This is a genomic window from Kribbella sp. C-35 (genome assembly GCF_046549195.1).
GTDB lineage: Bacteria > Actinomycetota > Actinomycetes > Propionibacteriales > Kribbellaceae > Kribbella.
The window spans coordinates 606922-620162 of record NZ_JAJPWG010000002.1 but is presented as its reverse complement, the minus strand read 5'-3'; the positions used below and the strand labels follow the sequence as shown (position 1 = coordinate 620162).

The window sequence follows — 13241 nt, the reverse complement described above, 5'->3', positions numbered from 1 at the left end:
CCGGCATCACCCCATCGGGTGATGCCGGACGTGCGTCAGTGCTGTTGCGACCAGGTTCGTTCGAGGTGTTGCATGAGTGCCGGATAGACGATCGCATAGCGGAACGGCTTGATGAAGGCCATGTACGCCTTGCCGAAGGTGCCGCGGGGTTTGACATAGACGGTCATCTGCGCGCGGTAGCGGCCGCTTCCCTGGTCGGCCCAGGCCAGGTGCATCACTCCGTACATGGTCCGGTTGGAGATTTCCTCGGCGAGTTCGGTGCCGGTGCGGTACAGCGGCCGAAACGGCTTGTCGGTGGCCAGCGATGCTGGGGACGTGTCGCGGAGGTCGTCCGGAACCCGCGCGAGCAGCGATGGTTCGCCCGTGCCGGGAACGGGCGGCCAGGTGCCGGCGGCGTCTGCGGATGTCGAGATGCGCCCGAGCCCGAACGCGCGTCCGAGCAGGTCGCGAATGCCCCACAGCAAGCGCACCGGCATCGGCGCGGACCCCGGAAAGTCGAGGGATTGCTGCGTCTCGATGACGGCCGGAAAATCGTCCGCGCCGCCCTCGATGGGAAGTGCCCAGACGTCCTCGACGTCGAAGTCGGGCACGACGTCGTCGATGATCCAGTCCTGGGAATTCAGTACGTCGTTGGGGAGTCTCATCGGTCTTGCGTTCCTTTCGCGCAGAGGGCCCGGATGGGGCGGATCAGCGGGCGGTACAACGGCCGGATCAGGCGTCCCGGGATGCGGCCGTGGCGCTCCTCGTGCCAGACCCGAGCTCGGGGATGGCCCTCGATCAGCCGGCCGATGAGGCTCCGATCGAGGCGGTGTGCCGGCAGAGCGGAACACACCTCGACCAGGCACAGGTGCTTGATGCTCATGTAGCCGTACTGGGCGGGGCTGACCAACCGGATCGGTGCGCCATGGTCGCCGCCGAGTGGGCGCCCGTTCACCCGGTCTGCGAGCAGGACGTCGTCCGCCAGGGCGTCCTGCAGCTCGACCACGGAGCTGATCCCGTCCAGACCTTCGAACGCCAGGTGGCTGACGGAGACCTCCGCGTCGAGCGCCGGTTCGACGAAGGCGCGAAAGAAGTCGGCGAACCGCACTCCTTCCCACCGCAGGTCGGTCGCCGCCCAGCCGGAGACGCAGTGGAAGTCGGCGACGAGCTCGTGCCGCGGCAGCGTGGCGAGCTCCGGCAGCGGCACCTCCGACGGCTTGCGTACGACGCCGCTGATCGCGATCACCGGAGCGTCTGGCACCGGGGGCGGCGGCCGGTGCAGATGGGTGCCGAAGCGCGGGAACCCCTCGACGCGGCGTTGTCCTGGCGGAAGTGACACCATCACGAACCTCCTTTACCGACCGACGGTCGGTCACCGACTTGCAGTCAGTCTTTTATGCTTACCGGGTGACTGTCAAGAGGCTGCGGGAACGGCAAGCGGAGGCAACCCGGGAGCTGCTGGTCGGGATCGCGCGCGAGCGGTTCGTCGAGCAGGGCTACGCGGCAACCGCGATGGACGACATCGTCCAGCGCGCGGGTCTCGCGAAGGGCGCTCTCTACCACCACTTCAGCGGCAAGGACGCGCTGTTCACGGCGGTCTACGACGTGGTGCTGGACGAGACCGCGGGGGAGGTGATGGCCGCGGCCCTGGCCGAGGAGGATCCGTGGGTCGCGGTACGTGCGGGCCTGTCCGCGTTCCTCGACGCCTGCCTGCGCCCGGCGTTCCGGCGGATCGTGATCATCGACAGTGTGACCGTGCTGGCCGCCCGCGCGTGGGAAAGCGGCGCGGAAGGCGTCGAGCTGCCAATGCTGCGGACCGTGCTGACGCCGCTGGTGGACAGCGGCGCGTTGCCCGGCGTCACCCTCGACGCGCTGGCGCACCTCGCACTGGGCGGTCTCTACGGCTCAGCTCTCTACATCGCCCGTGCCGCCGACCCCGAGGCCGCCCGTGTCGAGGCTGACGTGGTGCTGGACGTCGTACTGCGCGGCGTGCGGGCGGCGACCACCTGATCAGTGGTGGGAAGTGACAGCTCTGATCGCCGGCCGGTACGCCGGGAGCGCTTCCGCCAACGTGGGGTAGTGCTCGAGCGGCCGGTCGGCGCCGGTGGCCCGTAGGAGGTCGGCCAGCCACTGGCCGGCTCCGGAGGCGCGCAGCCAGCCGCCGTTCCGGACAGCCAGTTCGTGCGCGTCGGCGAGAACCGTGAGGCCGGTCGCCTCCATCGCCGTGACGCGCCGCAGGTCGACGACGAGCCGCGGCAGCTTGGTGGTGATGACGTGGTGGAGTTCGTGCGCGAAGGTGGGGGCGGTACGGACATCGACGGTGCCCGCCACCCGGACGATCGCACAGTCACCGACAGAACTCCAGCTACAGACGAATGGTCCGCTCACCACTGCCGGTCGGCGGGCGGACCTGATCGCATGGGGTGTTTTCATGCGTCCCGGTACCCCGCGGCTAACCTGCACCGCGGCCACCGAGCACAGCGCACAGCGTCCGGGCCGGACCCGTGAGACCCGGCCCGGACGTGCCTGTGATCAGTTGACGATGATCTTGTCGACCTCGATCGTGACGCCCTTGACGAGTGGCGTCGAGGTAACGGTCGTCACCGACCCGGTGCCCTTCTGCACACCCTTGATGTTCATCGAGTACGTCATCGAGCCGCCCGGGGCTCCCGGCGTACTCGTGATGCGGTAGTCGGTGACCGGCGGACCGGTGATCTGACTGCCGGCCGTACCCTCGAAGTTCTCCGCACCGACCGTGAGCCCGTACGCCGGACCCGGGTCACCGGGAAGGTTGCCCGGATCGTACGCGTACGTGATGTCCTCGGTCCCGTTGATGCCGATCCACTGCTGGAACACCTTCAGGCTGTTGGTCCCGAAGAGGTTCAGCCGCCACTCGATGACGATCCAACTGCTGACGCCGTCGGTCAGGATTTCGGCGAAGACGCCGGGCGCGCCGGTGCCGTCGAGGTCGGTCCAGAACGGTGCGAGCACGTTGTTCGGTCGTGCCGGATCCGGCAGCGTCTGCGGGAGGAACTGGACGTCGTCACCGGACGTCGTGCCGCCGACGACCGAGTAGCCGTCGGACGTCACCCCGATCCGGGTGTACGTCTGCCCGGCGTACTGGAACGCCGGAACGTTGAAGTTCAACGCCTGTTCGTCCCCGACCGGTATCGGCGTCGTGCCGAACGCGTCGAGCGGGAGGTACCCGGCCAACGATCCCGGCGCGATGACCGGACTGTCGGGCTGGCGCCCGGCGAGGGTGGCCGTCTTGGTTGCGATCTGCGAGCCGACCTTGGTCGCGCCCGTGACGCTGTTGAGCCGCAGTTCCGAGCTCAGCGTGCTGACTGCCGTGACCTCCGTGCTCTGCAGGCTCTTGTTCTCCACGGTCACCGTGCAGGTCGACTGACCGGTGTTCCGCGCGATCGTGGACGGCACACAGGTCTGGTCGATCGGGACGATGCCCTCCTGGCGGAAGAACGCCACCGGCAGGTGCAGGGCCCGGTTACCGCCGACCTGCTTGAGGTTGACCTGACCGAAGTATTGACCGTCGGGTACGTCGGGGGCCGTGATGGCGATCGTCAGCTTCTGCGACTTGCCAGGCTTCACCTGGAATGCCGGCGGCAGCACGGTGATGTTCGCACCGCTGACCGTGGTCCCGGACGCCATGAAGGTGAGGGTCTGGCTGGTGACGTTGGTGACCGTCCGCGTGGCGGTGATCAGGCCCGGCATGGTCGGTGCGTTCACCGACGGCAGGTTGAGATCGATCCGGTTCAGCGGGTCGGTGGCCGAGGCCGCGTAGTTCGCCGCGGTCTCGTCCAGGGTCAGACCGGGGTCGCCGGCCTTGGTGAGGTCGATCCGCCCGCCGCCGTAGTCGAACGGGTCGGCCTGGGTGGTCCGATCCGGCTTCTTGACGGTCGTCTTGGCGGTCGTCTCGAGCGCCGACTTGATCTGGCCGGGCGTCCACGACGGATGCAGGGCGAGAACCAGTGCGGCGGAGCCGGCCACGTGCGGCGACGACATCGACGTACCGGCGATCACCTGGTACAGGTTCCCGGGCGGACCTTCGGCCGGGGACTCGGGTGTCGGCGTGGCTCCGGCCATGATGTGCAGGCCGGGTGCGGTGACGTCGGGCTTCAGGAAGTCACCACCGGGGCCGCGGGACGAGAACGACGTCATCACGTCGCCCTGCCAGGTGGTCTTGGTGCCTTGTGTGAACGTTGCCGTGGTCCCCGGGTGCGCGGCGAGGAATGCCAGCAGCGCGTCGGCGTCCGGCTTCTCGAGCTGCACGGCCGGCAGCCAGTGGTTGTCGGTGAAGACGTCGGACGGACCAGTGGAGTTGTACATCAGCATGCCGGCCGCGCCGCCTTGCAGGATGTTGAACCCCTTCATCACCCGTCCCGGAGTGAACTGACAGGCGACGATCTTGCCGGTGAACACCCCCGGTGTCGCCGGGGTGTTGCAGGTCGGATCGGTGTAGCCCGCAGTGCTCCCGGCGAGTACGACGGGCAGCGCCGAGCTGATGCCGGCCGTGATCGACGCGCCGGTGACCGTGGCGGTCGCGCCGCCGCCGGTCAGCGTGACCGTCGAGCGGAAGGTGCGGCTCTGTGTGGACGCCGCGACCGTGGTGACCCACGGGCCGCGGTGGTCGGTGGTCGCCGCGCCCGGACCCGAGTTGCCGGCCGAGGCGGAGACGAACACGCCCGCGGCGTACGCGTCCAGGAACGCGAGCTCGACCGGGTCGCTGTACGGGTCGCTGCCGCCGGAGATCGAGAAGTTGATCACCCGGACGCCGTCGAGGATCGCCCGTGCGACGGCCTGGACCGAGTCGCTCGGGAAGCAGCCCTCGGCGCCGCAGACCTTGTAGACCGACACGGCCGCTGCCGGTGCGATCCCGGCGATCGCGCCGCGGTCGATGCCCAGCGGGTTGGCGTGCGCGACCGCGCCACCAGCCGATGTCGAGGCGGTGTGGGTGCCGTGACCGTTGGAGTCACGCGCGCTGTCCGGGTAGGTGTCGCCGCCGATCACCGCGTTGTAGGTGTCGAGGAACGGCCGGCCGCCGATGAGCTTGTTGGTGCAGTTGAACACGTCGGTCGCCGGTGTCAGCGGGTTGTCGCCGAAGTCGCACACGCGTGGTGTCGCGTCCGCGGTCGGCGGTGGTGCGGGCAGGCCGCCCGGGTCGGCGAAGGACGGGTGCTCCGGCCAGGCGCCGGTGTCGAGGACGCCGACGATGACGCCCTTACCGGAGTTGGCCGATCCACCGAGCTGGTTGTAGATCGTCGGAGCACCGATGAAGGTGCCGCTGGAATCGGTGAGCAGTTGCTGCAGGTTGTCCTGCTGGACCGCGGCCACACCGGGCAGCTTCAGCAGGTCGCGGGCCTTGTTCGCCGGCACGCTGAGCGCGATACCGCCGTACACGGTGCGCAGCCGCTGTCCTGCCTTCGCGCTCGGGACCTTCGACTGCATCGCGGCGAGGAAGCTGTTCTCCACCGTGGCCACGTGCTTCAGGTACTTCGTGGCGTTCGCGCCCTTCACGTCGAGGCGTTTGCCGGTGACGGCCGGGCTGGTGCCGGGCAGGCCTTTGATCCCGCCGCGGTACGCCGCCAGCGAGTCGTAATCGAGCTTCACGACCACCCGCACCTGCTTGGGGGACGTGCTGTTCACCAGCGCGGGATCGCTCTTCGCGAGCTGACCGCTGGGTGACTTGGCGCCGTTGACCGTACTGGCGACGGTCAGGGGCGTCGCGGTCCAGGGCCGGCCGTTCGGCGCGGTGGGAGTCGGATCTGCGGCTGACGCGGTCATCGCGGGCAGCAGCGCGGCGACCAGCAGACCGGCGGACACACCGGCCGTGACACTTCGAGTGGCGGTTCTTTGAGTGACGGTACGACGATGACCTCGTCGGTGATGCGGTGACCTCATGCGCGGGCCTCCAGAGAGACGGAACGCCGTCGCGGAAGGAGGCAGCACAGAACGTCAGGAGACCCCCAAGGTCGAAACGCGAAAACCCCTCAGTCCTGTGACCGAATCCCCCCGGATACCGGCGTCGCGGCCGGCACCCCCGCGGCGCCTGCCTGAGCCGAGGTTATGCCGAGAACCCGCGCCCGGCCAGACCTCGGAGTTTGTCAGTCGCGACCGAGAATGCCCTGCTCGTAGCCTTTGGCAACGGCTGCGGCACGGTCGGTGACGCCGAGTTTGGTGAAGACGTGGCTGAGATGCGTCTTCACTGTGGCCTCGCTGATGAACAGTTCCCGCGCGATGTCGCGGTTCGACGTACCCTTCGCGACCAGCTCCAGGACCTGCCGTTCGCGCGCGGCCAGCGGACTCGGCGCCGGCGAACGGACCGCCGACACCAGCCGCGAGGCGACCGCGGGGGAGAGCACCGTGCGACCGGCCGCGGCCTGGCGGACGGCGTTGAACAACTCGTCCTGCGGCGCATCCTTGAGCAGATACCCGGTGGCGCCCGCCTCGATCGCCGGCAGCGTGTCGGTGTCGGTGTCCCAGGTCGTCAGCACCAGCACCTTCGAACGGATGCCGCGCCGGGTCAGCTCGGTGATCGCGTCGAGCCCGCCGCCACCCGGCATCCGGAGGTCCATCAGGATCACGTCCGGGGTCAGGTCCGCGGCCAGTTCGACCGCCTCGACGCCGTTCGACGCCTCTGCGAGCACGGTGAAGCCGGGCGTGGACTCGAACATGCCGCGCAGCCCGTTGCGGACCACCGGGTGGTCGTCGACGAGGAGCAGTGAGATCTCAGATGACTCAGCCATGGAGCACCAACGGTAGGCGAGCCGACACCGCCGTACCGAACCCTGGCTCGGACTCGACCGTGAGGGAGCCGGCGATGCGTTCGGCGCGGGCCCGCATGCCGTCGACGCCGAAACCGCCGGTGCCGGTCCGGGTAGACAGGGCCAGCGGATCGAAACCCTTGCCGTCGTCGCGAATATCCACCGTCACCTCGTCGTCCATGAAACTCAGCGTCACGCCGACGCGTGTCGCGGCGGCGTGCTTCGACACGTTCGCCAGCGCCTCCTGCGTGATCCGCAAGACCGTCGCCGAGAACTCGCCGTGCAGGTGCTGCGCCGTACCGGTCAGGGTGAACTCGGCGGGTACGCCGGTCCGCTCGGACCACTGGTCGACGGTCTTGCGGAGCGCCTCGGGGAGACCGTCGTACGACAGGCCCTCCGGGGCGAGGTTCTGCACCGAGCGGCGGGCCTCGCCCAGGCTGTGCCGGGCCAGATCGGTCGCGCGGCCGACGTGCTCCTTGACGGATGCCGGATCAGAAGAGTTCGCCACCACCTGGAGTTGCGCGATGATGCCGGTCAGCCCCTGCGCGATGGTGTCGTGGATCTCCGCGGCCAGCCGGCGGCGCTCGTCCGCGATGCCCGCTTCCCTTGCCTGCACAAGGAGTTGGGCCTGCAACGCGGCGTTCTCCTCATGGGCCTGCTCGAGCTCGGTGATGGTGGCGGCCCGGGCCTGCGACCGCGCCTCCTGCTGCTCCGCGAAGAACTTCACGACCGTCAGCAGCACGTTGTTCGCGATCAGGAGGCCGCCGAACACCAGCCAACCGGCCCGGTCGCGGAAAGGCATGCCGCCGGTCTGCGCACCGGCGATCGGGATGGAGCACGCGAACAGCGCGAGCCGCTGCCGTTTCCGGCCGGGGATCAGCTCGTCGGCGTCGTAGTAGCCGGCCACAACGAAGAACGCGAAGAACCCGTTCAGGACCGTCAGCGCGAACGCGATCGCCCACCGCACCACGTAGTACGTCACCGACACGGCGTTCGGGCCGCGATGCAGGCGGCCACTCCGGTCCCACCACACCAGCATCACCAGCGCGACCGCCACCAGCACCACACCCGCGAGCCGCTCGCCGGCGAGCGGCATCAGGTGCCCCGAGGTGACCGACGCCAGGAAAGTGCCGAGACCGAGCAGGAAGTACGGCGCCCAGCGCTGGAAGGCCGCCTGGCGCCGGTCGAGCTCGCTGTCGGCCGTCGTCACCTGCCCAGTCTGCACGAACGTCCTTACTCCCATCGGAACCAGCGCGCGGCGGCCGCCGACAGCGCTACCGCCCACGCGGCCAGCACGCCGAGGTGGGACCACGCGGGCCAATGCCCGGCCGCGGCCTGCTCGAGCGCCTGGGACGCGGCACCGAACGGCAGGAGTACGACGATCTCCCGCAGCGTGTGCGGCATCGACTGAACGGGAGCCCACAGGCCGGCGGAGAACAGGCTCGGGAAGAACACCACCATGCCGACGCCGGTCGCGAGCCGTGCGGTCGGAGCGAGCGCCGAGATCAGCGCGCCGAGGGCCAGCGCGGCGGTGACCGTGAGCAGGAACGCCAGCGCGTAGCCGAGGGCCTGCTTCGGCAGCTGGACGTCGAACGCGAGCCGTCCGATCGCCAGGCAGACCAACGCCGACAACACACCCGCGGCGCCGTTCAGTCCCATCTGGGCAGTGAGCAGTGCGGACGGCCGGACCGGGGTCAAGGACATCCGGCGCAGGATGCCGCGTTCGCGATAGCCGGTGATCACCGGCGGCATCGCCTGCAGACCGGTGACGATCAGCGCGACCAGGACGAGGGTCGGCACGTACACGTCGATGACCCGCATCCCGAGCCCGGCGTCGAACTTCCGGAAGCTCCGGATCGACCCGAGGATCACCAGCAGCAGCGGCGGGAAGCCGAGCGTCCAGAACAGGGTGCCGGCCTCCCGGCGGAACAACCGCGCCTCGGCCCGCAGCACCGCGGTCCTCGGCGAGGTACGACGTACAGCCGCGGTGGTGCTCATTTGGTGGCTCCCGTGAGGTCGAGGAAGGCGTCGTCGAGGGTGGCGTCGGTGACGCGGAGCTGATGGGCGGTGATGCGGCGCCGGGCGAGCAGCGACAGCAGCGCGGTCACGGTCTCGTCGGACCCGCCGAGCGTGATCCGGCCGTCCTTGAGATCCACCGACGTGAGTGCGGGCAGCGCGGCCAGCTCGTCGTTGTCGAGTGGCGCCGAGGGGGTGAACGAGATGACGGTGGATCCCGCCGATGCGCTGATCAGTCCCTGCGGAGTGTCGAGTGCGGTGATCCGGCCCCCGTCGATCACGGCGATCCGGTCGCACAGCCGCTGCGCTTCCTCCATGAAGTGCGTGACCAGCAGGACGGTGACACCGTTCGCGCGGACATCCTCGACGATCTCCCAGGTGTCCCGGCGGGCGCGCGGGTCGAGGCCTGTGGTCAGCTCGTCCAGTACGACGACGCGCGGGTTGCCGATCAGCGCGAGCGCGATGAACAGTCGTTGCTTCTGGCCACCACTGAGGACGCCGAACCGGGTGTTCAACCGCCCAGTCAGGCCGAGTCTCTCGGCGAGTGGCCGCCAGTCGGCCGGGTTCGGGTACAGGGCGGCGTACAGCTCGAGGGCCTCGCGGACCGTCAGCTTGGCCTGCAACTCGCTCTCCTGCAGCTGCGCGCCGAGCACCTGCGTGACGGCGGCATGATCGGCGACCGGGTCGAGCCCGGCGACCCGGATCCGTCCGCCGTCAGGGATGCGCAGGCCCTCGACGCACTCGACGGTGGTGGTCTTGCCGGCCCCGTTCGGCCCGAGGATCCCGAAGATCTCACCCTCGTCGACACTGAACGACAACCCGTCGACAACGGCGCGCCCGCCGTACGCCTTCCGCAGGTCCCTGACTTCGACGATCGAAGAATTGCTGGTCATACACCGAGCTTCGCCGACGGCACGCCCGCGGCACATCGCCCGATCGGGTCGTGCCGGGATCAGCCGATCGGCTGATGCGCGAGCGTCGCGCCGGACCCGAGCAGCCGACGTACGGCGTACTCCGGGTCGACCAGGCCCTCGGGCATGTGGATGCCTGGGGCAACCAGATCGCCCTGCCGGGTGATCAGTCGTTCGAGGCCGAGTGCGATGCCGACGGCGGTCACGGGGCGCTGGCCGCCGGGGTGGACGAGGTGCATGGTCCGCTCCAGGGGAGCGCCGCTCCGACCGGTTCCGCCGAGCCGGATGCGGATGTCGTGCGACGGCTCGCCGCCCGCACGCCGCCCGGACGACACACCCATCGCGAACCCGAACCGGACGTTCGCCGCACCGGTCGCCACGGCGACGCTCGGTACGTCGAGGATTCCGGCCAGCTGGCCGGGCAACACGACACCATCGGCGGCGGGGACGTCCACGGCGACGTCGGCGGTCCACCGGAAGACGCCGTCCTGGCGGATCATCGCGGTGGATGCGGCGTCCGCCCACCGTTCCAGGTCCGCCGCGGAGGCGGGACCACCGGCGTCCATTTCGTCCAGGACGGCGCCGATCTCGACGGTGTCGACGCGGTCGAACTCGCGGGCGGCGTACCTCGCGAGGTGGACGACCACGCCCGCGGCCCAGTGGCTGGCGACCAGGACCGGCGCGGCGGTCGGCCGCTGTCCGCCGGCGACCACCTCGGGCGCGATATCCGACAGCCCACTGGAGATGCTCACGTACGGGACACCGCGGTCCTGGGCGTACTGCAGGCCCAGCAGGTGCTTGTCCCACACGGTCGCGACGACGGCCGAGTGGCGGGAGCCGTCGGGCAGGCCGAGACCCTGGCGGGACAGATCGACGCTGACGGCGGCCGACGTACCGAGGTCGTCCGCAACGCGCCGGGCGCGGCCGAGGTCGCGGCCGGCGATCGTCAGCGGCAGGTCCGGATGCCACTGCCGCAGCATCGCGGCGGTGCTCGCGCCCGCCTGGCCCGAACCGCCCAGCATGAGTACCGAATCCATCACAGCTCCTTAGCTACATTCCGTAACCTACATTTTGTAGGCTACAAGTTGTAGCTTAGGATCCTGGCGATCGCAAGGAGGGGTGATGGCGGCTCGGATGGCCAAACCGGCACGGCGTGCGCAGTTGCTCGACACCGCGCTGACGCTGGTCCGCGAGCGCGGTACGGACGGGCTGACCCTCGTCACCCTGGCCGATGCCGCCGACGTCAGCCGGCCGGTCGTGTACGACCACTTCGGGACGCGCGCGGCCCTGCTGCTCTCGCTCTACCGGTTGATGGACGAGCAGCACCGCGCGGCGGTCGCCCGGGCGATCGAGTCGACGGCCGGGGCCGCCGAGACCGCGCGGGTGCTGAGCCGGGCGTACTTCGCCTGCGCGACGGACCTACCGGAGTTCGCGGCCGTGTCCGCGGCGCTGAAGGGTGATCCGGAGGCGGCGGCCGCGCAGCATCAGTTGCTCGCCGAGTACGTCGCGCTGATGGTCGCCGCGCTCACGCCGTACTCGGACCTCACTCCGAAGGCGCTTCGGCTGCGGTGCGTTGGCGTACTCGGTGCGGCCGAGGCGATCGCGGCCGAGCTGAATCACGGCCGGGTGACCGCGCCGGCGGCGGTCGCCGCGTTGACCGGGCTGATCACGGGCGACCTCCTCCGCGGGTGAACTACTTCGCGTAGAGCGCCTCGACGTCGGTGCCGTGCTTCTCCATCACGATGTGCCGGCGTAGCGAGAGCTTCAGGGACAGTTCGCCGGTCTCCTGGGTCCAGTCGATCGGGAGGATCGAGAATTTCTTGATGGCCTCGGCGTGCGAGACCGAGGCGTTCGCGTCGTCGACCGCCTTCTGCAGTTCGGCGATCAGGTCGGCGTCCTGGGTCAGTGCCGCCGGGTCGGTCGGCTTCCCGCGCTCGGTCGCCCACGGGACGATGTTCTCCGGGTCGATCGTGATCAGCGCCGCGATGAACGGCTTGCCGTCGCCGACGACCATGCACTGGCTGACCAGCGGGTGCAGGCGGATCTGGTCCTCGAGCATCGTCGGCGCGACGTTCTTGCCGCCGGCCGTCACCAGGATCTCCTTCTTCCGGCCGGTGATCTTGATGAACCCGTCGACGTCGAACTCGCCCAGGTCGCCGGTGTGGAACCAGCCGTCCGCGTCGATCGCGTTCGCAGTCGCCTCGTCGTTCTTCCAGTAGCCCTGCATCACCTGGCCGCCCTTGAACAGCAGCTCACCGTCGTCCGCGACACCGACCGTCACACCAGGAAGCGGCCGGCCCACGGTGCCGATGCGGATGTCGTCGGGCAGGTTCACCGACACCGCGGCGGTGGTCTCGGTCAGGCCGTAGCCCTCCAGAACCGGTACGCCGATGCCGCGGAAGAAGTGACCGAGCTTGTCGCCGAGGGGAGCGCCGCCGGAGACGGCGTACTGCACCTGGCCGCCGAGCACCGCCCGCAGCTTGCCGAAGACGAGGCGGTCGAACAGCAGGTGCTTGGCCTTCAGCCCGAACGACGCGCCGCCCTTGTCCTGGGCCTGCGAGTACGCGATCGCGGTCTCCGCGGCGGCGTCGAAGATCTTGCCCTTGCCGTCCGCGTGCGCCTTCTGGCTGGCCGAGTTGAACACCTTCTCGAACACCCGCGGCACGCTCAGGATGAACGTCGGCTTGAACGCGCCGAGGTCCTCGACCAGGTTCTTCACATCGGCGCTGTGCCCGACCTTGACCCGCTTCATCACGCAGCCGACCTGGATGATCCGGGCGAACACGTGCGCGAGCGGGAGGAACAGCAACGTGCTCGCGCCGGTGGTGTCGAAGAGGTCGTCGAGGATCTTCACTGCGGGACCGAGCTCGTCCTGGAAGTTCGAGTGGCTGATCTCGCAGCCCTTCGGGCGTCCCGTCGTACCGGAGGTGTAGATCAGGGTCGCGAGGTCGGACGGCGTCACCGCGGAGCGGCGCTTGTCGAACTCGGCGTCGGTGACGTCCTGGCCGAGCGCGGTCAGCTGGTCGACGGCGCCCGCCTCGATCTGCCAGACCTCCTGCAGCGCGGGCGCCTCGGCCCGGGAGGACTCGACGACCGCGCCGTGGGTCGCGTTCTCGACGACGGCGACGACCGCGTCGGAGTCGGTCAGGATCCACTGGATCTGCGAGGTCGAGGAGGTCTCGTAGATCGGCACGGTGACCGCGCCGATGCTCCAGATCGCGTAGTCGATCAGGGTCCACTCGTACCGCGTCGGGCTCAGCAGGGCGACCCGCTCACCGTGCTTCACACCGGCCGCGATCAGGCCCTTCGCCACGCCCGTCACCTGCTGCGCGAACTCCGCCGCGGTGACGTCTGTCCAGGCAGATCCCGTACGGCGACTGAATACCGCGGTGTCAGGATGAGAGGACGCGTTCGCCCACACGGGGTCGCTCAGGCTCCCGGTGGGCGGTTCTGTCACAGCAGGAACGGTGTACTCACGCATCCGCGTCTCCTCAGTCGGTCCCGAATTGTCGACTTCCGGCGCACGCTACAGTCACCTACCCACAGGTAGCCAGGT

At 69.4% G+C, this 13241-nt stretch carries 12 protein-coding genes; 2 read left to right on the top strand and 10 right to left on the bottom strand.

Translation table 11 applies throughout. The annotated features are described in order from the left end of the window. Positions 1 to 35: 35 nt before the first annotated feature. Together ACLJOO_RS15545 and ACLJOO_RS15540 are read right to left on the bottom strand one after the other, a co-directional pair. Positions 36 to 644 carry a DUF2867 domain-containing protein gene (locus tag ACLJOO_RS15545; RefSeq protein ID WP_410787843.1) on the bottom strand — a complete coding sequence of 203 codons (609 nt, stop codon included), beginning with the start codon at positions 642 to 644 and terminating at the stop codon, positions 36 to 38. Beyond that, positions 641 to 1321 carry a molybdopterin-dependent oxidoreductase gene (locus ACLJOO_RS15540; RefSeq protein ID WP_410787842.1) on the bottom strand — a complete coding sequence of 227 codons (681 nt, stop codon included), beginning with the start codon at positions 1319 to 1321 and terminating at the stop codon, positions 641 to 643. Before ACLJOO_RS15540 ends, ACLJOO_RS15545 begins: the two co-directional genes overlap by 4 nt. Positions 1322 to 1386: 65 nt before the next feature. Between ACLJOO_RS15540 and ACLJOO_RS15535 the strand changes: the two genes are divergently transcribed. Then, the gene (locus ACLJOO_RS15535) at positions 1387 to 1989 is read left to right on the top strand and encodes a TetR/AcrR family transcriptional regulator (protein WP_410787841.1); all 603 of its coding nucleotides are present in this window, start codon (positions 1387 to 1389) and stop codon (positions 1987 to 1989) included. On the opposite strand, the gene ACLJOO_RS15530 is transcribed toward ACLJOO_RS15535, so the two are convergent. The 7 genes from ACLJOO_RS15530 to ACLJOO_RS15500 all read right to left on the bottom strand — a co-directional run bounded on the left by ACLJOO_RS15530 (position 1990) and on the right by ACLJOO_RS15500 (position 10722). Continuing rightward, the gene (locus ACLJOO_RS15530; RefSeq protein ID WP_410787840.1) at positions 1990 to 2412 is read right to left on the bottom strand and encodes an STAS domain-containing protein; all 423 of its coding nucleotides are present in this window, start codon (positions 2410 to 2412) and stop codon (positions 1990 to 1992) included. A 99-nt stretch (positions 2413 to 2511) separates the two neighbouring features. Beyond that, positions 2512 to 5817, bottom strand: coding sequence for a S8 family serine peptidase (locus ACLJOO_RS15525; RefSeq protein ID WP_410787839.1), 3306 nt, complete (start codon positions 5815 to 5817; stop codon positions 2512 to 2514). A 281-nt stretch (positions 5818 to 6098) separates the two neighbouring features. Then, positions 6099 to 6740, bottom strand: a complete 642-nt coding sequence (locus ACLJOO_RS15520) for a response regulator (protein ID WP_410787838.1) — start codon at positions 6738 to 6740, stop codon at positions 6099 to 6101. Beyond that, a complete protein-coding gene (locus tag ACLJOO_RS15515; RefSeq protein WP_410787837.1) occupies positions 6733 to 7968 on the bottom strand; it encodes a sensor histidine kinase in 1236 nt (411 codons plus the stop codon). The genes ACLJOO_RS15520 and ACLJOO_RS15515 overlap by 8 nt, the downstream gene beginning before the upstream one ends. A gap of 23 nt (positions 7969 to 7991) precedes the next feature. Then, a complete protein-coding gene (locus ACLJOO_RS15510) occupies positions 7992 to 8756 on the bottom strand; it encodes an ABC transporter permease (RefSeq protein WP_410787836.1) in 765 nt (254 codons plus the stop codon). Next, positions 8753 to 9667, bottom strand: coding sequence for an ABC transporter ATP-binding protein (locus tag ACLJOO_RS15505; RefSeq protein WP_410787835.1), 915 nt, complete (start codon positions 9665 to 9667; stop codon positions 8753 to 8755). Before ACLJOO_RS15505 ends, ACLJOO_RS15510 begins: the two co-directional genes overlap by 4 nt. Positions 9668 to 9726: 59 nt before the next feature. Further along, positions 9727 to 10722 carry a saccharopine dehydrogenase gene (locus tag ACLJOO_RS15500; RefSeq protein WP_410787834.1) on the bottom strand — a complete coding sequence of 332 codons (996 nt, stop codon included), beginning with the start codon at positions 10720 to 10722 and terminating at the stop codon, positions 9727 to 9729. Positions 10723 to 10807: 85 nt separating this feature from the next. On the opposite strand from ACLJOO_RS15500, the gene ACLJOO_RS15495 reads away from it, so the two are divergent. Further along, on the top strand, positions 10808 to 11377 hold the full coding sequence (locus tag ACLJOO_RS15495; RefSeq protein ID WP_410787833.1) for a TetR/AcrR family transcriptional regulator: 570 nt from the start codon (positions 10808 to 10810) through the stop codon (positions 11375 to 11377). Position 11378: 1 nt separating this feature from the next. On the opposite strand, the gene ACLJOO_RS15490 is transcribed toward ACLJOO_RS15495, so the two are convergent. Then, the gene (locus tag ACLJOO_RS15490) at positions 11379 to 13166 is read right to left on the bottom strand and encodes an AMP-dependent synthetase/ligase (RefSeq protein ID WP_410787832.1); all 1788 of its coding nucleotides are present in this window, start codon (positions 13164 to 13166) and stop codon (positions 11379 to 11381) included. Positions 13167 to 13241 lie beyond the last annotated feature (75 nt).

Coding starts and splice junctions, on each gene's coding strand:
- ACLJOO_RS15490 (WP_410787832.1), bottom strand. CDS start 13,166: ATGCGTGAGTACACCGTTCCTGCTGTGACAGAACCGCCCACCGGGAGC.
- ACLJOO_RS15495 (WP_410787833.1), top strand. CDS start 10,808: ATGGCGGCTCGGATGGCCAAACCGGCACGGCGTGCGCAGTTGCTCGAC.
- ACLJOO_RS15510 (WP_410787836.1), bottom strand. CDS start 8,756: ATGAGCACCACCGCGGCTGTACGTCGTACCTCGCCGAGGACCGCGGTG.
- ACLJOO_RS15520 (WP_410787838.1), bottom strand. CDS start 6,740: ATGGCTGAGTCATCTGAGATCTCACTGCTCCTCGTCGACGACCACCCG.
- ACLJOO_RS15545 (WP_410787843.1), bottom strand. CDS start 644: ATGAGACTCCCCAACGACGTACTGAATTCCCAGGACTGGATCATCGAC.
- ACLJOO_RS15530 (WP_410787840.1), bottom strand. CDS start 2,412: ATGAAAACACCCCATGCGATCAGGTCCGCCCGCCGACCGGCAGTGGTG.
- ACLJOO_RS15540 (WP_410787842.1), bottom strand. CDS start 1,321: ATGGTGTCACTTCCGCCAGGACAACGCCGCGTCGAGGGGTTCCCGCGC.
- ACLJOO_RS15505 (WP_410787835.1), bottom strand. CDS start 9,667: ATGACCAGCAATTCTTCGATCGTCGAAGTCAGGGACCTGCGGAAGGCG.
- ACLJOO_RS15500 (WP_410787834.1), bottom strand. CDS start 10,722: ATGGATTCGGTACTCATGCTGGGCGGTTCGGGCCAGGCGGGCGCGAGC.